20 protein-coding genes and 1 pseudogene are annotated in these 20,867 nt (G+C 67.1%); 16 read left to right on the forward strand and 5 right to left on the reverse strand.

Annotated features, from left to right (window positions below; all coding sequences use genetic code 11):
• Positions 1–11 precede the first annotated feature (11 nt).
• Both VHA82_RS18185 and VHA82_RS18190 read left to right on the forward strand, forming a co-directional pair.
• On the forward strand, positions 12–1,418 hold the full coding sequence (locus VHA82_RS18185; protein ID WP_325546370.1) for an FAD-binding oxidoreductase: 1,407 nt from the start codon (positions 12–14) through the stop codon (positions 1,416–1,418).
• Between the two features lie 44 nt (positions 1,419–1,462).
• On the forward strand, positions 1,463–2,449 hold the full coding sequence (locus VHA82_RS18190) for a tripartite tricarboxylate transporter substrate binding protein (protein WP_325546372.1): 987 nt from the start codon (positions 1,463–1,465) through the stop codon (positions 2,447–2,449).
• Between the two features lie 90 nt (positions 2,450–2,539).
• On the opposite strand, the gene VHA82_RS18195 is transcribed toward VHA82_RS18190, so the two are convergent.
• Positions 2,540–3,106 carry a hypothetical protein gene (locus VHA82_RS18195; protein WP_325546374.1) on the reverse strand — a complete coding sequence of 189 codons (567 nt, stop codon included), beginning with the start codon at positions 3,104–3,106 and terminating at the stop codon, positions 2,540–2,542.
• A 156-nt stretch (positions 3,107–3,262) separates the two neighbouring features.
• On the opposite strand from VHA82_RS18195, the gene VHA82_RS18200 reads away from it, so the two are divergent.
• The 5 genes from VHA82_RS18200 to VHA82_RS18220 all read left to right on the forward strand — a co-directional run bounded on the left by VHA82_RS18200 (position 3,263) and on the right by VHA82_RS18220 (position 8,668).
• Positions 3,263–4,165 (forward strand): helix-turn-helix domain-containing protein, encoded by a 903-nt coding sequence (locus tag VHA82_RS18200; RefSeq protein WP_325546375.1) that lies wholly within the window; start codon positions 3,263–3,265, stop codon positions 4,163–4,165.
• A gap of 168 nt (positions 4,166–4,333) precedes the next feature.
• Positions 4,334–5,257 carry a LysR substrate-binding domain-containing protein gene (locus VHA82_RS18205; RefSeq protein ID WP_325546376.1) on the forward strand — a complete coding sequence of 308 codons (924 nt, stop codon included), beginning with the start codon at positions 4,334–4,336 and terminating at the stop codon, positions 5,255–5,257.
• Between the two features lie 117 nt (positions 5,258–5,374).
• A complete protein-coding gene (locus VHA82_RS18210; protein WP_325546377.1) occupies positions 5,375–7,039 on the forward strand; it encodes a carboxylesterase/lipase family protein in 1,665 nt (554 codons plus the stop codon).
• A 128-nt stretch (positions 7,040–7,167) separates the two neighbouring features.
• Positions 7,168–7,815, forward strand: a complete 648-nt coding sequence (locus VHA82_RS18215) for an FMN-dependent NADH-azoreductase (protein WP_325546378.1) — start codon at positions 7,168–7,170, stop codon at positions 7,813–7,815.
• A gap of 1 nt (position 7,816) precedes the next feature.
• Positions 7,817–8,668, forward strand: a complete 852-nt coding sequence (locus VHA82_RS18220) for a pirin family protein (protein ID WP_325546379.1) — start codon at positions 7,817–7,819, stop codon at positions 8,666–8,668.
• A 94-nt stretch (positions 8,669–8,762) separates the two neighbouring features.
• On the opposite strand, the pseudogene VHA82_RS25260 reads toward VHA82_RS18220, so the two are convergent.
• The 4 genes and pseudogenes from VHA82_RS25260 to VHA82_RS18235 form a co-directional block, all read right to left on the reverse strand.
• Positions 8,763–8,948: pseudogene (locus VHA82_RS25260) on the reverse strand (hypothetical protein); the annotation flags it as partial.
• A gap of 52 nt (positions 8,949–9,000) precedes the next feature.
• On the reverse strand, positions 9,001–9,915 hold the full coding sequence (locus tag VHA82_RS18225) for a LysR substrate-binding domain-containing protein (RefSeq protein ID WP_325546380.1): 915 nt from the start codon (positions 9,913–9,915) through the stop codon (positions 9,001–9,003).
• Between the two features lie 13 nt (positions 9,916–9,928).
• A complete protein-coding gene (locus tag VHA82_RS18230) occupies positions 9,929–11,596 on the reverse strand; it encodes an AMP-binding protein (protein ID WP_325546381.1) in 1,668 nt (555 codons plus the stop codon).
• Positions 11,597–11,714: 118 nt separating this feature from the next.
• A complete protein-coding gene (locus VHA82_RS18235; RefSeq protein ID WP_325546383.1) occupies positions 11,715–12,068 on the reverse strand; it encodes a MarR family winged helix-turn-helix transcriptional regulator in 354 nt (117 codons plus the stop codon).
• A gap of 164 nt (positions 12,069–12,232) precedes the next feature.
• Between VHA82_RS18235 and VHA82_RS18240 the strand changes: the two genes are divergently transcribed.
• The 9 genes from VHA82_RS18240 (at position 12,233) to VHA82_RS18280 (ending at position 20,865) form a co-directional block, all read left to right on the forward strand.
• Positions 12,233–13,408: an ABC transporter substrate-binding protein gene (locus VHA82_RS18240; RefSeq protein WP_325546385.1), complete on the forward strand. Its 1,176-nt coding sequence runs from the start codon at positions 12,233–12,235 to the stop codon at positions 13,406–13,408.
• A gap of 22 nt (positions 13,409–13,430) precedes the next feature.
• Positions 13,431–14,303, forward strand: coding sequence for a branched-chain amino acid ABC transporter permease (locus tag VHA82_RS18245; RefSeq protein ID WP_325546387.1), 873 nt, complete (start codon positions 13,431–13,433; stop codon positions 14,301–14,303).
• A 3-nt stretch (positions 14,304–14,306) separates the two neighbouring features.
• Complete coding sequence (locus tag VHA82_RS18250) at positions 14,307–15,287, forward strand: branched-chain amino acid ABC transporter permease (protein WP_325546389.1); 981 nt, start codon at positions 14,307–14,309, stop codon at positions 15,285–15,287.
• Positions 15,284–16,072 (forward strand): ABC transporter ATP-binding protein, encoded by a 789-nt coding sequence (locus tag VHA82_RS18255; RefSeq protein ID WP_325546392.1) that lies wholly within the window; start codon positions 15,284–15,286, stop codon positions 16,070–16,072. Before VHA82_RS18250 ends, VHA82_RS18255 begins: the two co-directional genes overlap by 4 nt.
• The gene (locus VHA82_RS18260; protein ID WP_325546394.1) at positions 16,065–16,760 is read left to right on the forward strand and encodes an ABC transporter ATP-binding protein; all 696 of its coding nucleotides are present in this window, start codon (positions 16,065–16,067) and stop codon (positions 16,758–16,760) included. The genes VHA82_RS18255 and VHA82_RS18260 overlap by 8 nt, the downstream gene beginning before the upstream one ends.
• Before the next feature lie 68 nt (positions 16,761–16,828).
• Positions 16,829–17,281, forward strand: coding sequence for a hemerythrin domain-containing protein (locus VHA82_RS18265; RefSeq protein WP_325546396.1), 453 nt, complete (start codon positions 16,829–16,831; stop codon positions 17,279–17,281).
• Positions 17,281–18,243, forward strand: a complete 963-nt coding sequence (locus tag VHA82_RS18270) for a PDR/VanB family oxidoreductase (RefSeq protein ID WP_325546399.1) — start codon at positions 17,281–17,283, stop codon at positions 18,241–18,243. Before VHA82_RS18265 ends, VHA82_RS18270 begins: the two co-directional genes overlap by 1 nt.
• A 20-nt stretch (positions 18,244–18,263) precedes the next feature.
• Entirely contained in the window at positions 18,264–19,568 is a 1,305-nt protein-coding gene (locus VHA82_RS18275; protein ID WP_325546401.1) for a Rieske 2Fe-2S domain-containing protein, read from the forward strand.
• Positions 19,569–19,596: 28 nt separating this feature from the next.
• On the forward strand, positions 19,597–20,865 hold the full coding sequence (locus VHA82_RS18280) for a Rieske 2Fe-2S domain-containing protein (RefSeq protein WP_325546403.1): 1,269 nt from the start codon (positions 19,597–19,599) through the stop codon (positions 20,863–20,865).
• The last annotated feature ends 2 nt before the right edge of the window (positions 20,866–20,867 follow it).

Consider the following 20,867-nt stretch of genomic DNA (forward strand, 5'->3'; position numbering starts at 1 on the left):
CGCTCCACCGCATGACGACGCAGCCCACGGCCATGGAATTGCTCTCGCAGCTGGCTGCAGCACCGGGCGTGGGCGATCTCCTGCCCGGCGCCACGATCCCACCCGCCTACCACGGTGACTGGATGACACAGGCACCGGCGGGCACCGCGCTGGCGCTGGCTCGGCCACGCGACACGGCCGAAGTCAGTGCCACGCTCGCGGCCTGCCACCGCCTGCGCGTGCCCGTCGTGCCGCAGGGCGGCCGCACCGGCTTGGCCGGAGGGGCAACACCTGTGTCCGGCTGCGTGCTGCTCTCGCTGGAACGCATGAACCGCATCGAAGCCGTCGATGCGGCCGGCTCCACGATCACCGTGCAGGCCGGCGCCACGCTGCAGTCGGTGCAGGAGGCGGCGCGCGACGCCGGCCTCTTCTTTCCGCTCGACCTGGGCGCACGCGGCTCGTGCCACGTCGGCGGCAACCTGTCGACCAATGCCGGCGGCAACCGCGTGCTGCGCTACGGCATGGCACGCGACCTGGTCCTGGGCCTGGAAGCCGTGACGGCCGACGGCACGGTGCTGTCGCACCTGAACACCGTGCTCAAGGACAACACCGGCTTCGACATGAAGCAGCTGTTCGTCGGCACCGAAGGAACGATGGGCGTGATCGCGCGCGCGGTGCTGCGGCTGCATCCGCAGCCGCGCAGCACGCAGACCGCGCTTTGCGCGCTGCCCGACTACGCAAGTGTGCTGCGCCTGCTGCGCCTCGTGCGCGAAGGCATCGGCCCCACGCTGTCGGCCTTCGAGCTGATGTGGCCCGACTTCTACGGCCTGGTCACGACGCGCGTCGCGGGGCTGGAGCCGCCGCTCGCGCACGGCGCCGGCGCATATGTCCTCGTCGAGTCACTGGGCGTGGAGCCGGATGAGGATGCCGCGCGCTTCGAGCGCGTACTGGCCATGGCGATGGAAAACGGCGTCGTCGGCGACGCCGTGATCGCGCAGTCCGGCGGCGAAACGGCGAAGCTGTGGAAAGTGCGCGATGCCTCGGGTGAACTGCGCTCCATCTTCTGGCCGCATGTGGGCTTCGACGTCGGCATACCAACCCGCTCGCTCGGCGAATTCATCGAAGAACTCACGGCGCGCCTGCAACAGCGCTGGCCGCAGGTGCGGACCGTCTTCTTCGGCCACGTCGGGGACTCGAATGTGCATATCGGCGTCAAGGTGGGGGACGGCGAACAACCCGAAGCGGAGATCGACGACACGGTCTACCGCACGGTCGGAGACTGGCGCGGATCGATCTCGGCCGAGCACGGCATCGGCCTGCTCAAGCGCGCCCATCTGCACCACTCGCGCAGCCCGCAGGAACTGGCTCTGCTGCGCACGCTCAAGACCGCGCTGGACCCGCACGGCATCCTCAACCCCGGCAAGGTTGTTCCGGCATGAACCGGCACGCCGGCCCACACGATTCGAGACTCCCTGGAGACCGCATGAACACCATCACGCGCGCGCTGGCCGGCGCCGCCATCTTCGCCACGCTGTGGTCCGCGATCGCCGCGCATGCGCAGGCGCCCGCGCCCGTGTTCCCCACGAAGCCAGTGCACATCACGACGCCCTTCCCGGCCGGCGCAGGGCCGGAGGTCGTGTTGCGCGCAGTGGCCGACAAGCTGCAGCGCAAGTGGGGCCAGCCCGTGATCATCGACAACCGCCCCGGCGGCCATGGCTTCATCGCGATCGGCGCGTTCAAACGCGGCGCCACGGACGGCCACGACCTGATCCAGCTCGACAGCCTGCACCTCACCGCGTATCCGCAGCTGTTCAAGAAGCTGCCTTACGACCCGGCAAAGGACTTCGAACCTCTTTCGACACTGCTGCGCACCAGTTTCTTTGTCGTGACATCGGCCAACGGCAAGTACAAGTCGATGGACGACATTCTTGCGGCGGCAAAGGCGCGCCCGGGCAAGCTGAACTACGGCAGCTGGGGTGTCGGCAGCCCGGCACATCTCGGCATCGCGGTTCTCGCGACGCAGACGAACACCGAGATGCAACACGTCGTCTACAAGGACGCGAACACCCTCTACGCCGATGTGAGCTCCGGCCAGATCGACTTCGCGCTCGGCACGCTCGCGGCCCTTCGCGCGTTCTCCGGGCGCCTCGTGCCGCTGGCGGTCGCCTCGCCGCAACGCCATGCGGGCGCGCCCAGAGTGCCGACAGTTGCCGAGTCGGGCGGCCCTGCGGGATTCGAAGCATCGGGCTGGATCCTGCTCGCCGCGCCCAAGGGCGTTGCGCCGGAGGTGGCGACGCAGATCCGCAACGACGTCGAAGAGGCGCTCGCGCATCCTGACGTGCAAGCGATCCTGACGACGGCGGGATACGATCGGTTCACGCTCACGCCGCCGGCTCTGCGCGCGTTCATCGCAACCGAGGCGACGCGCTATTCGGACCTGATTGCCAGGACCAGGATCGAGATGGATTGAATGGAAGTCTCTTCACGGCTCCCCTGGCGGCCCTGAGCGGCGAGGTGAGCCGGCGCGGCCCGCCGTCTGCGCGAACCGGACCTTCGTCCGCTACCGGCGCACCAGCGGGATCTGCAGATTGGTGGGGCGATTGGCTTCGGTGTCGAAGCCGCGGCCGTCCACGTTGCGGGCGCCCCAGAACAGCATGCCGTGCGACAGGTAGACCAGGTCGTACTCCATGAAGTGGCGGCCTTCCACCAGCCCGAATGGCGCGAAGGCCTTGCCGAAGATCTTCTGCGGCACGTTGACTTCCCACTTCGCGTACCCCGCCGAGGCGACGCGGTCGAGCACATCGGCGAACGGCGCGGCAAGGGGCGTCACCTGGTAGTCCTCGTCCGCGATGAAGTCCACCTTGTAAGCCCCGGGTGCGATGGGATGTTCGCCCTGCCACTTCATGTGGCCGCGCAGGTGGATGCGCGCGAGCGGAACTTTTCCATACGGGTCCGCGCTGTTCACGATGGTGAGTTCGAAGCGATCGTCGCCGAGGGCCTTGAAGTCGCGCGACAGGTAGAAAGGCTTGAGGCTGCCGTCCGGATTCTTCGTGGCGCTCGGGCGGATCTCCGGCGCGATGCTGGACCATTCGCCCCGCAGGGCTTGCCGGATTTGTTCGATCGACATCGTCGTTTCCTTGTGGACGGGTGCGGCGCAGCCGGCCGCGAGGAGGAAGGCTGCCGCGAGGCCGCACGCTTGCAGGAAGGCCCCGGGCTTCATAAGATGAAAGTCTGCGCGGCCGACGTGGCGCGCGCTATCCGAAATCGGCAAGAGAGTGCACCGGTGAACGCGCGATCCAGCGTCTTCGAGGATTTCCACCTCCATGGCGGCCCCGCGCCGGAGTGGAACCAGCGCTACCTGCAGATGTCCTGCGGTGTCATGCGCAGCTCGCTTGCGGATTGGAGCGGGGACGGCGTGCACGCCTATCGCAAGTGGATCAGCGAACGGGTTGTGCAGCAGGGCGGGTTGCCGGGTGCGCGAATCTGCCTGTCCGTGCTCGGCGCCGAAGGCAGCGGCCGCATGCGGGTGCAGGGGCGCGAGTTCGGTGACGCCGACCTGCTGGTGCTGCGTGGGGGCGACGATTTCGAATTCCACCGGCCCGCGGGCGCCGAACTGCTGTCGCTTGCGTTCGGCATGGAAGACTTCCTCGCGTGTCTCGACGAGATGCAGCTGCCCGTGATGCTGTCGACCGCGGGGATCATGCGGCCCGCGCCGGGCGTACTCGGTGAACTCCGGCGCGCGATCCGGTCGCATTCGGCGGGCATGCAACAGGGCGAGCCGCGCGACTTGCTGCGCGTTTCGTGCGAGGCGCTCGCGAGCGCGGCCGACGCAGCACCGCAGCGCCTCTCGAGTTTCGCCGCGGCGAAGCTCGTGAAGCGGTGCCAGGACATCGCCATGGCCCAAGCCGCGCCACTGCAGATCGAGGACCTGTGCCGCAGGCTGCACACCAGCCGACGGACCCTTCAGGCCAGCTTCAACATGGTGGCCGGCACGACCCCGCTCGCCTACCTGCGCAACCTCCGATTGAACGCGGCGCGACGGCGGCTCATGTCGAGCCCCGCGCGTGAGGTCAATGTGTCGCAGGCGGCCGGCGAGGCCGGCTTCGATCACTTCGGCCGCTTCGCGGGCGACTACAAGGCGCTGTTCGGCGAGGCGCCTTCCACCACGAAGCGCTTGGTCTCCTGAAACTCGTTCGCCGCGCGCCCACTGTGCCCAACGGCGTGACGCTGCCTTGCGCGAATGCGACGCCCGCCGTTGCCGACACCGCCAGCGCCATCCCCCTGGCCAAGCACGGGCACGTCCGACACCGCGCACGCTGTCATTCGCGACGTCTCTTCGTAAGATGCGGTCCTGATGGATGATCTCGCGCACCTGTTCGAAGAGCTCATGGCGTTCGTGTCGGTCGTGGACGCCGGCGGATTCAACGCCGCGGGCGACCGCTTCGGCGTGCCGCCCTCGCGCCTGAGCCGCTGCGTCGCCGCCCTCGAACAGCACCTCGGTACGAGCCTGATCGTGCGCACGCCGCGCAGGTTCGAGGTCACCGACATCGGTCGTCGCACCTACGAGGACGCGCTGGCGATGCGGGCGCGGCTGGAGGAAGCGCTTGCGGCGGCTCGCGAATCGCAAGGGGAACCTTCGGGCCTGCTGCGTGTGTCGTGTCCCATGGTGCTCGCGTCCGCCGTCGTGGGTCGCATCGCGATCGCGTTCATGCAACGCTTTGCGCGTGTGCGCATCTCGATCGAATCCACGGACGGCCGCACACGGCCATTCAGCGAACCCGCGGACCTCGCCATCCAGCCGAGCCTGCAGCCGCTGCGCGACTCCAGCATGGTGGCGCGCACGCTCATCGAGGCGCGCTACGTGATCGTGGGCGCACCGCGGCTGCAGCATGGCATTGCGGCCTCGCCCGGTCCTTCCGGCTTCCCGCGATTTCCCGCGATCGGATGGACGTTCTTCGCGCAGCCTGCCCGCTGGCAACTGAAGCATCGCGAACACGGCGCGCACGAAATCGAGGTGGACGTGCGGTTCACCACCGACAACCTGCTGCTCGTGCGCGAAGCCGCGCTCGCTGGCGTGGGAATTGCGCAATTGCCGTACGAGCTGTGCCGCGAAGACATCGAAAGCGGGCGGCTCACCATGATCGCGCCCGACTGGACCCCACCTCGCGTCGGCATCCATGTGCTGTACCCGTCGCGCCGCGCCCTCACGCTGGCGGGACGCAAGTTCATCGATGCGCTCGTGGAAGGCCTGGCGCCCCGGGATCGCGGCGAAGTCTGACGCCACGTCATCGTTCCAGCGCTGGAACACTGCGTTCCAGCCGCGACCTTACGCAGCGCACGCAGCGTTCCTAGCATTCGATGCAGCCGCATTCCGCGGCGCACCGAAAGGAAATCCATGCGCATCGACGACCGTTTCGGGGCGAGCACGCGCCGCCGGTTCCTGCTGTCCACTGCCGCGCTTGCCGCTGCTCCGCTCGCCGGCTGCGGCGGAGGCGGCGGCCCGTTCGTCGCGACGACAACGTCGGGCAGTTTCCAGGGCCAGTCGCAGGACGGCGTCGACTCCTGGCTCGGTATCCCCTATGCGCAGCCACCCGTCGGCGCGTTGCGGTTCCAGGCACCGCGGCCCGTGCAACCTGCGGCCGGCATCGTCGCCGCAAGCGCTTTCGGCGCGGCCAGCGTGCAGACCGTCGCGGGCATGACGTCGTGGATCTATCCAACGCAGGATGTGCAAGGCGAAGACTGCCTGAGCCTGAACATCTGGGGCCCGTCGGGGGCCCACGGCTTGCCGGTGATCGTCTGGTTCCACGGCGGAGGCTTCCGCACGGGCGCGACGCGTATGCCGTTGATGAACGGCCAGGCGCTTGCGCAGCGCGGCGTGGTGGCGGTCACGGCGAACTATCGCCTCGGCGCGCTCGGCTTGCTGTCGCATCCGGATTTCGCCGATTCGCGCAACGGCACGACGGCCAACTGGCAGCTGCAGGACATGGCCGCGGCCCTGCAATGGGTGCGCGACAACATCGCGGTCTTCGGCGGCGATCCGTCGCGCGTGTGCGTGATCGGGCAATCGGGCGGTGCGATGCACACGATCATGCTCGCGCAGAACCCGGCGTATCGCAGCCTGTTCCAGAAGGCAGTGCTGCTGAGTCCGCCCAGCGTGACCCCGCCCGCATCGTTGACCGCAACCGACGCGGCCGCGTACACGCAGTTGCTCGCGACGACATTGGGCACCACGCCACGCGGCCTGCGCGACGTGCCCGCGCAAACGCTGCACGCGGCCGAGCTCGCGCAGAACGCCGGAACGCTGCCGGCGAGCTTCACCTCGGGCAGGTCGCCGTACAAGCTCGCACCGGTCATCGACGGCACGACCTACCTGGGTGACTGGACGCGGCGCGACTGGCCGGCCAACGTGCCGGTCGTGATCGACTACACGCTCGACGAAGGCGCGTTCTGGTGGAACGTGTACGACCCCGCGACGAACACCCGGCTCACGCCTGCGCCGCCACCCACGCTGCCCGCGGTCACTGCGGCATTGACCGCGCAACTCGGTGGCCGGGCAGATGCCGCCGGCGCGGTGATCGATGCGTACACCAGTGCGGCGATCGCGGAAGGCCGGCCGGCCGACGCTGTCTCGCTGTGGATCGACATCTTCGGCGACCAGCTGCTGCGCAACTTCGGCACGCGCTATGCGGCGCGGCTCTCGGCCGCTGGAGTTCCCGTGCGCTACAGCACTTACATGCATGCGGTCCAGGTGCCGGGCCAAGGCGTGCCGCACTGCGCCGATGTTCCCATGCTCTTCGGCACCTACGCGCTCGACTATTACCGCGCGAAGATCGGCACGGGTGCGCAGGAGTCGAAGCTTTCCGACGAGTTCGCAGGCGCGATCGTGTCGTTCGCGCGCGATGCGCAGCCGACGCTGAAGGGCGGCGCCGCGTGGCCGCTCTATCAACCGGGCGCCAACACTTCGGTTCGTTGGGGAGAGGGCGGATCCGGCGATGCAGTGATAGGCGCCGTGCCGAAGCTGAACCAGCTGGCCGTGTGGGACAGCGTGCTGGGTTACTGATGGCGTCGTGAAGGCGAGCGTTCTATCCGCTGCAACGGAGCGTTCCCCCGGGACGGCTTCTTCGCGAGCCGGCATCTCCGTATCGTCCGTTCATTGCCTTACGAACCTCACGAACCCAAGGAACGACAATGAACATCCTGCACCTGGACTCGAGCGCGCTCGGCGCCAACTCCGTCTCCCGCTCGCTCACGGCCAAGATGGTCGCGCAACTCCTGCGCGTCGAGCCCGCGGCCGACGTCAGCTACCGCGACCTCGCCGCGATGGCGATGCCCGCGGTCACCGAAGAGCTGCTTCACGCCATGCGCCGCTTCCCGAATGCGGCCGAAGTCGAAATCGCGCCGCACCTCCTGCCCGAAGTCACCCTGGCGCAAGAACTGATCGACCAGCTGCTCGCGGCGGACACAGTCATCATCGGTGCGCCGATGTACAACTTCTCGATCCCGCAGCCGCTGAAGGCGTGGATCGACCGGGTGGTCATGCCCGGCCGGACGTTCAGGTACACCGCGGAAGGCCCGCAGGGCCTCGCCGGCGGCAAGCGCGTCATCGTCGTCTCCACGCGCGGCAGCCGCATGTCGGGCTCGCCTTACGAGACCGCGCTGGATCACCAGGAGGCCTACCTGCTGGCCGTGCTCGGCTTCATCGGCATCAAGGACGTGAAGTTCGTGCGCGCGGAAGGGCTCGGCATGTCCGCTCTCCGTGACGAGGCCATCGCTGGCGCCGAGGCGCAGGCGCAGCAGCTGGCCGGTGAAATGCAACTTGCTGCCGAGCTGACCTGACATGTCGACGACAGAACGCGGTCCCTTTGCGCAAGCGCAGCGTCTTCGCGCCATCATCCACCGGTCGCGCGGTTCGAACCACGGCGCCATCACGCGGCTGATGAGTCCCGGCGACCTGGGCCAGGTGCTGAAGCCGTTCGTGTTTCTCGATGCCTTCGACAACGGCGGCAAGCCGTTCCCGACCTTCGGCATGCACCCGCATTCCGGCCTCGCGACCCTGACCTATGTGCTGGAAGGCAGCGTGAGCTATCGCGACACGAACGCAGCCTCCGGGTTCCTGCGCGAAGGCGGCATCGAGTGGATGAGGGCCGGCAGGGGCGCATGGCACTCGGGCGGGGCAGGGGATCCGGGCGTCACGCGCGGGTTCCAGTTGTGGGTCGCACTGCCGCCGAATCTCGAGCTCGGTCCCTCGCTGAGCATCTACAAGAGCGCGCACGAAATCGGCGAGGCCGGTCCCGCCCGCGTCCTGCTCGGGGAGCACGAAGGCGTGCAAGGCCCGTTCGCCGCCCCGGCCTCGATGAACTACCTCGCCGTGTCGCTGCGAGCCGGTCAGCGATGGCGCTACGAGCCGCCCGCGAATCATTCGATCCTGTGGCTCGCCACCGCGAAGGGGAGCATTCGCACGCTGGAGGCGGTCCAGCCGGGGGAGATCGTGGTCTTCGAGTACGGAGATCGCGCGGTCGACATCGTCGCATCCGAGGACGCCGAATTCGTCATCGGCTCGGCCGTGCCGCATCCGCACGACCTCGTCCTCGGCTACTACTCGGTGCACACGTCCGAGGGCGCGCTCGCGGCTGGCGAGACGCACATCCGGCAACTTCGCGAAGCGCTCGTCGCGAGCGGACGCTTCTGAAACCACGCCCGCGCGATGGGTTGTCCGCGTCGGACATGGCCGCTGCGCGCCGTGCGGCCTCGCCCGGTTCTGCGATGACCAGTTCTGCGATGACCAGGTCGGCCTCGGTGATCGCTTCGAACCGAAGCTCGGACTCGTCGGTGACCGCCACGCCATCGCCCTCGGCAAGGTGCAGGCCGTTGACCGTCACTTCACCCGCCGATGCGACGACATAGAGTGCATGTCCCGGCGGGACGCCATACGCGATGCGCCTGCCTGCGCGAAGGTGTCCGCCCAGCAGGCGGGCCGGCGATCAATGCACGCTGCTGCAACGATCCGTTGCGTTTGCCGGCCTACTGGAACTGTGCCTCGCGAAAGCCTTCGGCGAGCGCGTCCAGGAGGGTCCGCACGGCCGGGACCATCCCTTTCCTGGAGGGAAAGACCGCGTGGACGACGCCGGCCTGTGTCGTCCACTGCGGCAGCAGGTGCGCGAGTCTTCCGCTGGCGATTTCCTGGTAGACCATCCGCTTCGGCAGGTGCGTGGCCCCGATGCCTTCGAGCGCGGCATCGCGCAGGCTGATCAGGTCGTCCGTCGCGAGGCGGGGACGATGGGTGATGCTCCGTGTGGTCCCGTCCTGGGCCGTGAACTGCCACATGTAGCGCCCGCTGGAACTGCTCATCGCGAGCGTGGGATACGGCGCCAGGTCCTCGATCGTCGACACGGGGCCGAACCGCATCACGAGATCGGGCGCGGCGACCAGCACGAATTGCGACATCGCAAGCGTTCGCATCGCGAGGTCCGAGTCCTCCAGCGGAGGCAGCCTCACCCTCAACGCGACATCGAACCCTTCTTCGAGAACATCGACCTTGCGGTTCGTGGCCTCGATCAGGAGCTCCATGCCGGGATTCTTCGCGAGCATCTGCCCCAATATGACGGAGACGCCGCCGTGCAGCAGGCCGGGAGGACAGCTCATGCGAACGAGTCCCCTGGGAGTGGCGAGCGCCTGCGAGATCGTGTCGCGCGCCGCCTGCGCTTCGGCGAGCACTGCGCGGCAGTGAGCATGAAACGCCTTGCCGGATTCCGTGAGCGAGATGCTGCGCGAGTTGCGGTTGAGCAGTCGGACCTCGAGTTCGCGCTCGAGGGCGGAGATGCGACGGCTCAGCTTGGAGGCCTGCAGGCCCAGGTCCCGGGCAGCGGCACTGAACCCGCCGGCGTCCACCACCGCCGCAAAGAAGTACATGTTGTTCAGGTCGCCGATCGGTTGCATGCGAATGCTCCAGCTAGGCCGTCTTTTCCTCTGCCAGGCCGAGTTCTTCGATCATCGCTTCGCGAATCCTGAACTTCTGGACCTTGCCGGTCACGGTGGTCGGAAACGCGTCGACGACGCGGATGTACTTCGGCACCTTGTAATGCGCGATCCGCCCCCGGCAGAAACTGCGAACCTCGTCCTCTTCGATGGTCTGCCCGGCCTTGGGGATGATCCATGCACACAGCTCTTCGCCGTAGTGCTGGTCCGGCACACCGACGACTTGCACGTCCAGCACTTTCGGATGGCGGTAGAGGAATTCCTCGATCTCGCGCGGATAGACATTCTCGCCGCCCCGGATGACCATGTCCTTGATCCGTCCCACGATGTTCACGAAGCCTTCGTCGTCCATGGTCGCCAGGTCGCCTGTGTGCATCCACCCTTCGGAGTCGATGGCTTCGCGCGTCTTCTCGGCGTCTCCCCAGTAGCCGCGCATGACGGAGTAGCCGCGCGTGCAGAACTCGCCCGATCGGCCTCGGGCAACCGTTGTGCCGGTTTCGGGGTCGACGATCTTGATCTCGATGTGCGGCTGCACCCGCCCGACCGTCGTGACGCGCCGCTCGAGAGGCGTGTCCGTATCGCTCTGGCAGCTGACGGGGCTGGTCTCGGTCATGCCGTACGCGATGGTCACTTCCCGCATGTGCATCTCGTCGACCACCCGCCGCATGACCTCGATCGGGCACGCCGTGCCGGCCATGATCCCGGTGCGAAGGCTGGTCAGGTCGAATTCGGCAAAGCGGGGATGGTTCAGCTCGGCGATGAACATCGTCGGAACGCCGTGAAGCGCGGTGCAGCGCTCGGCCTCCACCGTTTCGAGAACAATGAGCGCATCGAAGCCATCATTGGGATATACGATCGCGCTTCCATGCGTGAGGCAGGCGAGGTTGCCGAGCACCATGCCGAAGCAGTGGTACATCGGAACGGGGATGCACAACTTGTCCTCGTTCGTGAGCTTCATGCATTCACCGATGAAGAAGCCGTTGTTGAGGATGTTCCGGTGGGTCAGGGTCGCGCCCTTGGGAAATCCGGTCGTGCCGCTCGTGAACTGCACGTTGATCGCGTCGTGCGGGTCCAGCGTTGCCTGGACGGCAGCCACCCCGGGGTCGTCGGGATCGCCGCTGTCGAGCAGCGTGGAGAAGCGCTCGGCGCCCGCCTCGGACGAGACATCGGATGGGCCGTCGATCCACCAGATGCGGTCGAGTCCGGGAAGACGCGCGCGGCCCAGCTCGCGCAGCATGTCCATGTAGCGGCTCGTCTTGAACCGGGGCATGGTGACAAGCGCCTTGCAGCCGACTTTGTTCAATGCGTACTCCACCTCGCAGGCGCGGTAGGCGGGGTTGATGTTCACGAGGACCAGCCCCGTCTTGGCGGTCGCGAGCTGCATCAGCACCCATGCGACGTTGTTGTGCGACCAGATCCCGATCCGGTCGCCCGGCACCAGCCCCGCACGCAGGAGGGCGCTTGCGAGCCGGTTCGACTGTCGCTGCAGCTCCCGGTAGGTCAGGCGCCGGTTCTCGTGCCGGCTCACCAGCGCGAGCCGCTGCGGCTCGCGCCCTGCGATGGCGTCGAAGAAGTCGCCGATCGTCTGCTCGATCAACGGGTGATCGGCGGGGCCCCGATCGTACGAAAGACGGTGGCTCATGGCTGGCGCTCCTTGTGTCGTTGCGGTGGTCATCGGCCGAGGAAGACGACGGGGTCGGACTCGACACCGCGCTTCATGGTCTCGACGCGCGCGGTGGGTGGTGGCCGGGTGCAGCACGTCATTCGTCCAGCACGGCTTCGGCCTGGACGTCTTCGAGCGCGCTCAGCAGGCCGAGCGCGAACGCGACGCCGGCCCTGCGCTCCTTCTGCGAAAAGCGTTGCTTGGCCGGCGCGAGGATCGACCGGCGGGCGAGCTCCTCCACGGTGTCTTCGACCACGCGCAGCCCGGGCTTCGTGAGCCGGATCAGGAAGCCGCCCTGATGCGCCGGGTCGGGCTGCCGCTCGACATACCCGGCCGCGGCAAGGCGGTCGATCTTCTTGGTCATTGCGCCTGAAGTGACGAGGAGTGCGCGGAACAGGTCGGTCGGCCGCTTCACGTATGGATTGATCTTCCATGGAAGTAACTTGGGCATTATCTGACTGCCGGCTTGGCCGCCGCAATCTTTCCTCTGTGGATTGCTTTTCCTTGGACGCTAGGGTTTCTACCGAGTTGTTCGACGCCATGATGAATTATCTTCCATGGAAGATCAGAACGCAATTCACGCATCCGAACCGCTTCCCACCGGAGTCTCTCCAGATGAACACGCTTCTTGCCATCGCCCGCCGCGCCGTCGGCTTCCTGCTCCTCGGGGCCGCTGTCGCGAGCCAGGCCCAGGAGGTCGTCAAGATCGGATTCGTGGGGCCGTACACCGGGCCCTTCGCGGTCGCGGGCCAGGCTTACAGGCAGGGCGTGGACGCCTTCATCGCGTTGAACGGCGACAAGGTCGCGGGCCGCAAGGTGGAGGTCATCTACCGTGACAGCGCGGGCGCCGATCCGACGCTCGCGAAGCGATTGGCCGAAGAGCTCATCGTCAAGGACAAGGTTGCGATGCTGGCGGGCTTCTACCTGAGCCCGGAAGTGGCGGCGACGGCGCCGGTGGTCAACAGCGCGAAGGTGCCGCTGTTCATCGTGAACGCGGCGACTCCCGGCCTGCCGAGGATGTCACCGTACTTCGTGCGCATGGGCCAGTCGATCAACCAGCCGGCCGAACTCGCCGCAAGTTACGCGCGCCAGGCGGGAAAGTCGCGTGGCTACGTGGCCGTCGCCGACTACGGACCGGGCCACATCGTGGAGGAAGCCTTCATCGCCAGGTTCACGGCCGAGGGCGGACAAATGACGGGAAACGTGCGCATTCCGCTCAACACCGCGGACTTCGCCCCCTTCGCCGAGCGCATCGCCAATGCGAACCCCGACGTGCTGCAGATCTTCCTGCCGCCGGGGGCTGCCGCGATCGGGTTCAGCAAGGCGCTTGCTGCGCGCGGCCTCACCCACAAGCTGCTGATCATCGGCCAAGGCGAGGCGGAAGACGGCGACCTGCCGCAATTCGACGACTCGATCGTCGGCTTCAAGTCCATCCTGTATGTCGATTCGAGCACGAAGGACGCGCAGAGCACCGCATTCGTCGGATGGCTGGCAAGGAACGCACCCGGAGCGCACCCCAATTCGTTCAACGTCGGCGCGTTCGACACGATGCAGCTGGTGTTCAAGCTCCTTGGCGACCAGGCGGGCAAGCCGCTGGACAGCCAGGCTGCATTGAAGTCGCTCGCGGGCTACAGCTTCAAGAGCCCGCGAGGGCCCGTCACCATCGACCCGGCGACTCGCGAACTCGTGCAGAACTTCTACCTTCGCGAAGTCGTCAAGGCCGACGATGGAAGCAAGCGCAACAAGGTGATCAAGGTGTGGGAGCAGGTGAAGCCCCCGGCGGCGAAGTAGCACGCAACCCCCGCGCACTGCCATGGCTGCCGCCGCCTTCATCTTCCTTTACGGGCTCTCCTATGGGCTGGTCCTGTGCCTCGTCGCCCTCGGCCTCGTGGTCACCATGGGTCTCATGCGCGTGATCAATCTCGCGCACGGTGCGTTCGCTGCCTTCGGGGGTTATCTCGCCATCACGCTGATACAGCGCGCGGGCATGCCGTATGCGTTGGCGGTGCCGCTCGCGGTGCTGGCCGTCGCGGCCTTCGGCGTCGTGGCTGAACGGCTGGTCTACGCGCGCCTGTACTCGAAGAGCCAGCTCGACCAGGTGCTGGTCACCATCGGGCTCAACCTGGTTGCCGTCGCGGTGCTGTCCATGCTGTTCGGGCCCAACATCGTTCCGCTGCAATTGCCGGATGCGCTTCGCGGCAACCTGGACCTGGGGTTGCGCACATTCGAGGTCTATCGGGTGTTCGCCGGCGCAGTCTGTGTCGCGGTCATCGCGGGGCTGTGGTGGGTGTTCGAGCGCACGTCGACGGGGGCGCGCCTGCGCGCGGCCGTCGACAACCGCAGCATGGCCCAGGCGACCGGCATGAACGTGCCGCTCCTGTTCTCGATGACATTCGCACTGGGCTGTGGGCTCGCCGCACTCGGCGGCATCCTCGCCGCGCCGATCCTGCCGATGGAGCCGATGTGGCCGATGAAGTATCTGGTCCTCGTGCTCGTCGTCGTCGCGCTCGCGGGCCACGGCCAGCTGACCGCGTCGATTGCGGTTGCGGCCATCGTCGGCATCGTCGACACGGGCGGCCGCTACCTGTTCCCGCAGTACGGCGCGTTCGTGATCTACCTGCTGTTGATCTCGTTGATGATCGCGCGACCGGATGGCTTGCTGGTCGACCGCGCGGAGAGGGCCTGAACCATGACCTCCCTGCCGGCGGGTTGCGTCCTCAACCGTCATCGCATCGGCCTGGGTGAGCTCGCGTGGTTTGCCGCGGCGCTCGGCAGCTTCTTCGCATTTCCGGAATACCTGGCGCTCGGCACGTCGGTCCTGGTGATGGTCCTGCTGGTCCTGTCCTATGACCTGCTGCTCGGCTACTCGGGTGTCCTTTCGCTCGGGCATGCGGTCTACTTCGGCCTGGGCGCTTTCGTCGCCGGCCGGCTCTCGCTGGCCGGATGGAGCGACCCCGTCGCCGATGCAATCGTCGCGTTGGTCGCCGCCGGCATCGCGGCAGCCCTGGTCGGACCGTTTCTGCTTCGGCTCACAGGCCTGCCGCTGCTCATGGTGACGCTCGCGTTGTGCGTGCTCGTGTTCGAGGCGGCACACCAGGCGACGCGAATCACCGGCGGCGATGACGGCCTGTCGGGGATCCAATTCGACGCGATCTTCGGCCTGTTCGACTGGGGACTGGGCGGGCGCGCGAGCTACCTCTATGTGCTCGGCTGGCTCGCGCTGACATACACCGTGCTGAAGCGGGTCGTGGCCTCACCCTTCGGTGTGATGCTGCAAGGCATCCGCGAGAACCCGAGGCGGATGCGCCTCATCGGCAATCGCGTGCTGCCGCACCGGGTCACTGCCTACACGATCAGCGGTGCGATCGCCGGGCTGGCGGGAGCGCTGTTCACGGAAGCGAACGCATTCGTCGGCCTCGGCGTGTTCTCGCTCGAGACTTCGATCGACGTGCTCGTGATGCTCGTGCTGGGCGGCGTCGGCACGCTGTATGGGGCCTTCGTGGGTGCGCCCGTCTACATGGTCCTGAAGCATTTCTCGTCCCAGTGGAATCCTTTCTGCTGGATGCTCGTGATCGGGCTGCTGCTGGTCGCCGTGGTGATGTTCGGCCGCGGGGGGCTGCTGGGATCGGCCCAGATGTTGATCGGCCGCGTGCGAAGGACTCACGCATGACGCTGGCGACGATCGCCCTCGAAGCGCGCGGCCTTTCGAAGCGGTTCGGCGCGCTGCACGTGACGCAGGACGTCTCCCTCGCCTTGCACGCCGGGGCTCGCACCGCCCTCATCGGGCCGAATGGCGCGGGCAAGACGACCCTGGTCAACCTCCTCACGGGGATGCTGCGCGCCGACGCGGGCAGCTTGCATCTCTTCGGAGAGGACCTCACCCGATCCGATGCCTCGGTGCGCACACGCAAAGGCCTGGTCCGCACGTTCCAGATTTCCAGCCTGTTCGCGCCGCTCACCGTGTTCGAGAACGTCTTCATCGCGGTCGCCCAGGCCGGCGGGCGCGGCTTTTCGATGTGGAAGCCGGCTGCCCGAGAGCGGCACCTGCTGCAAAGAACGGAAGCGCTCGTCGTGCAACTCGACCTGCAGGCGGACATGCACCGCCCGGTCGGGGAGATCGCCTACGGGCGGCAACGACTGGTGGAAATCGCGATCGCGCTGGCGCTCGAGCCGAGAGTGCTCCTGCTCGACGAGCCTGCCGCCGGCATTCCCAGCACCCAACTGGATCTGCTCCATCGGGCCATGGACAGCCTGCCCGCCGAGATCGCCGTGCTCATGATCGAGCACGACATGCACATGGTGCGGCGCTTCGCGTCGCAGGTCGCGGTGCTGGTGGAGGGTGCGTTGCTGATGTGCGGGGAACCCCGCGAAGTGATGGCCCATCCGCAGGTCCAGTCGGTCTACCTCGGCACGTCCGGCCGGGAGCGTTTCGAGGGGAGGCTCGCGCATGCTTGAAGTTCGCCGCTTGAGCGGAGGCTGGGGCCCCACGCTGGTGGTGGAAGACGTGAGCTTCCAGGTGAAGCCCGCCGAGACCGTGGCGATCGTCGGGCGCAACGGCGTGGGGAAGACCACCTTGCTGGAACTCCTGGTGGGCCGTGCACGACGCCACGACGGCGCCGTGCTGCTGCAAGACAGCGACGTCGCTCATCTGGCGACTCACGAGCGAGCGCGGCGCGGCCTCGGCTTCGTTCCCCAGGGACGGGAAGTGTTCGCGAGCCTGACTGTCGCCGAGCATCTGGAGATTGCGCAGCGCCCCGGCACATGGAACGTGCCGCGCATCCTCGAACTCTTTCCACGTCTCGGAGAACGGCTCGGGAGCCACGGCAACCAGCTGTCGGGAGGCGAGCAGCAGATGCTGGCGATCGCCCGGGCGCTCCTCGGCAACCCGCGCGTGCTGTTGATGGACGAACCGTTCGAAGGCCTCGCGCCCGTGATCGTCGAGCACCTGGCGCATAGCATCCGGCGCATCGTCGCGACCGGCTCCATGGCGCTCCTGCTCGTGGAGCAGCGAGTGGACATCGCCTTGCGCCTGTCGAACCGCTGCCTGGTCATGGACCGCGGACGCATTGTTCACGAGGGCGAGAGCGACGCGCTCGCCGGCGACGAGAACGAACTGGCGTCTCTGATGGGCCTGGGTGCGTGAGGAACGGAACATGAGATTCGACGGGAAGGTCGCCATCGATGGCGGCTGCGTTCACCACTGAGGCAGCGATGTCAGAAGGCACTTTTACCTGGAGCGAGGAATTCGAAGTAGGGCATGACGGCATGGACGCCACGCACCGCGAGTTCGTGAGTCGTGTCGGCGCGCTCCTGGCCGCGACGGACACCGAGATGGCGTCGCGGCTCGAGGCGTTCGCCGAGCACGCGAGAAGCCACTTCGCCGAGGAAGACGACACCATGCGGCGCGGCGCGTACGACGCGGGCGGCTGCCACATCGAAGAGCATGCGGCCGTGCTGAAGTCGCTGGCCGATGTCCAGGCCGCGCTCGCCGCAGGGCGAAAGCAAGTCGTGCGCGAGTTCGCGCGGGCACTCGCCGGATGGTTCCCCGAACACGCGCGCGTCATGGACCTGGGTTTGGCGCGCTGGATGGTGCGGCAGCGGCTGGGAGGCGCGCCCGTGCTGGTCCGTCGTCGCGCCACGAACTCGACGATCGGAGTCCAGTGATGGAAGAACTCGTACGCGTCGAGGTCACGGCCCGATGGGAACTGGCCGAAGGCACGGCCGGCTTCGAACTTGCCGCGGTGGAGGGCGGCCGCCTGCCGCCGTTCGAGGCAGGGGCCCACATCGACGTGCATCTGCCTGGAGGACTGGTGCGCCAGTACTCCTTGCACGACCTCCCGGCCGATCCGCCCCGCTACCGGATCGGCGTGCTTCGCGAGGCGCAGTCGCGCGGGGGCTCTGCTGCGCTGGTCGACAGCGTGAAGGTCGGCGACGGGCTCGACATCAGTGCGCCGCGCAATCACTTCGCTCTCGACAAGAGCGCGAGCAGGTCGATCCTGATGGCCGGCGGCATCGGCATCACACCGATCCTGTGCATGGCAGAACAACTCTCGCGCGAGCGGCATCCTTTCGAGCTGCACTACTGCGGCCGGACAGCGGCTCGCATGGCCTTCGTGCAGCGGCTGCTGGCCGCCGACTACGCCGATGTCGTCCGAATCCACATCGATGACGGGCCGCAGGAGCAGCAGCTCGATGCCGCCGCCGTCATCGGACCTCCGGATGGCGGCACGCATCTCTATGTCTGCGGGCCGGCCGGGTTCATGGACCACGTCCTGAAGACGGCGCGCGACCTCGGCTGGAAGGAGCCGCAGCTGCATCGCGAATACTTTGCCGCCGCACCGATCGACCACTCCTGCGATGGGCCTTTCGAGATCGAGCTCAAGACGAGTGGCCGCGTGATCAAGGTCGAAGCGGACAAGAGCGCGGCCGAGGCGCTGCACGACGCCGGCATCCCGATCGCGGTCTCCTGCGAACAGGGCGTGTGCGGCACCTGCATCACGCGCGTCGCCGAAGGCGTGCCCGACCACCGCGACCTCTATTTCACCGACGCGGAACACCAACGCAACGATTGCTTCACGCCGTGCTGCTCGCGCTCGCGCACGCCACGGCTGGTCTTGGACCTCTGATCTCACCGAAAGGACCCGACATGCTCAGCAAGCAGGACAACGAAACGATGTGCCGTACCGGCCCGGGTACACCCATGGGCGACGCCATGCGGCGATTCTGGATGCCGGTGGCGCACGCCACGGACCTGCCGGAATCGGGCGGCGACCCGAAGGTCGTGGAACTGCTCGGCGAGCGGTTTCTCCTGTGGCGTGACGGCGAGGGCCGCCCGGGCCTGTTCGCGGAAGGCTGCCTGCATCGAGGTGCATCGCTGCAACTGGCGCGGTCCGAACCCGACGGCTTGCGCTGCATCTATCACGGCTGGAAGTTCGCGGTCGACGGCAAGGTGCTGGAAACGCCCAACGTCGCCGACCCGCGCTTCAGGGAAAGGATCAAGGGCCGGACGTTCCCGGTCCAGGTTGCGGGCGGCCTGGTGTGGGCTTACCTCGGACCGAAGGACAAGGTGCCCGAGTTCCCGCACTACCCGTTCATGGACCAGCCGGACGAGCGGCGCATCAACGTGATGGCCGTGGTCAACTGCAACTTCGTCCAGGTGATCGAAGGCCTGGTCGACTCCTCGCACCTCACCATCCTTCATGCGGGCGCGCTGGCCCAGACCAGCGGCATGGACATGGACTTCGCCAGGAAGACCACGCACATGCAGTTCGATGCCTCTCCCGACATCGAGGCCGACGAAACCGACTTCGGATTCCACTATGTCGCGCTGCGCACCGTCGGCGACAAGCGCATGGCACGCATCGCTTCGTTCATCGCGCCGTGCTTCCTTTGCAACGCGAACGGCGACCTGTGGTTCGCGATGGTCCCGGTGAACGACGAGCGCTGCAATTTCTACCACGTGTGGTGGCATGCCGAGAACCGGATCGGGATCGACCCGCTGCGCAGCCGGCAATTGAACTTCGTCGGGCTGGACGAGCCGACACTGGAGCGCTTCGGCATGACGCCCGGCACATGCGACACGCCGGCGGCGATGACCTGGCGCAACGGCTATGGCCAGGACCGCGTGGCGCAGCGCGGCGGCCACTTCTCCGGGCTGCACACGTTCACGCAGGAAGATGCGGGCTGCAGCATCTCGGCCGGTCCCATCCGCGACCGCTCGCAGGAAATGCTGTCTTCCGCGGATCTCGCGATCACCCAGCTCTATCGCAGCCTGCTCGCCTGCATTCGGGGCGCGAAGCAAGGTGGTGTCATCGCCGCACTCGCCGCCGACGTGGGCAGCGTCGTCGGCACCTCGGGCGAGCTCGAGCCGGGCCAGGACTGGCGCAGCCTCGTGCCCCACCACAAGATCGTCTCGAGTCCCCATCTCGCCGCGAGTCGCGCGGCCGCGTAACCCATCCCGCAAGAACCCAGGAGTCACCATGCTGAACCGCCAACACAACGAACTGCTTTGCCGCGTCGGGCCCGAGACGCCGATGGGCACCATGATGCGCCGCTACTGGCACCCCGTGTGCACGTCGGCGCAACTGCCCGAACCCGATTCCGCGCCGCTGCGCGTGCGCCTGCTCGGCGAGGACTATGTCGCCTTCCGCGACAGCGAAGGCCGCGTCGGCCTGATGGAAGAGCTGTGCATGCATCGAGGCGCGTCGCTGGCGCTGGGACGCGTGGAAGAGGGCGGCATCCGGTGCATCTACCACGGCTGGAAATTCAGCGTCGACGGCACCGTGCTGGAAACGCCGAACCACCAGGACCCGAAGTACCGCGCGAAGATGAAGGCACCTTCGTTTCCGGTGCGCGAAGAAGGCGGCATCGTGTGGGCCTATGTCGGACCGAAGGAGCACAAGCCCGCCTTCTCGCGCTACGCGTTCATGGACGCGAAGCCGCAACACCGCGTCGTGCTGCGCATCAACGTGAGCTGCAACTACCTGCAGCTGGTCGAAGGCGGAGAGGACAGCTCGCACGTCGGCGTGTTGCACACCAACATGGCGCGACCCGGATGGAAGGACTCGGAGTTCAACCGCAATGTGGATGTGGTGAACCCCGCGGCGCTCGCATCCAACGATCTCGAGCCGTCGCTGAAAATCGAGGACACGACGTTCGGGTTTCAGTATGTCGCGCTGCGCAAGACCGACAAACCCGGCACGAAGAACGCGCGTGTCGTGCCATTCATCGTGCCCTATGGCCGCATCATCCCGGCAACGGCCTTCCTGTTCACGGTGCTCGAAGTTCCCGCGGATGACACGCACACCAGCACCTATATCGTCGTCCACGGCGAGGCACCGGTGACCGAAGAGAAGATCCTCGGCCTGCTGGGCCTCGACGACCCGAAGTACTACGACCGCAAGAACTGCGTGTTCACGGCGACCTGGGCCGACTCGTTCGGCCAGGACCGGGAAATGATGAAGGAGAACTGGACCGGGCTGAAAGGCGTGGAGATCGAGGATGCCTCCATCGCCCTGTCGCAGGGACCGCTGTACGACCGCTCCAAGGAACACCTGGTCCCGTCCGACCAGGCGGTGATGCGTGTTCGCCGCGTGTTGATCGACTCGGTGAACCGCGTCGGAGAAGACAAGCCACCGCTCGGTGTCGGATTGGACCTCACCCGCGTGAGCGCGATCGACGCCATGTTCGAAGAAGGCGCGGTGTGGCAGGACCTGCTTCCCTCGCACCGCGAAGTCGTTCCTGCCTGAGG

The organism is Ramlibacter sp. (assembly GCF_035548915.1).
Classification (GTDB): domain Bacteria; phylum Pseudomonadota; class Gammaproteobacteria; order Burkholderiales; family Burkholderiaceae_C; genus Ramlibacter.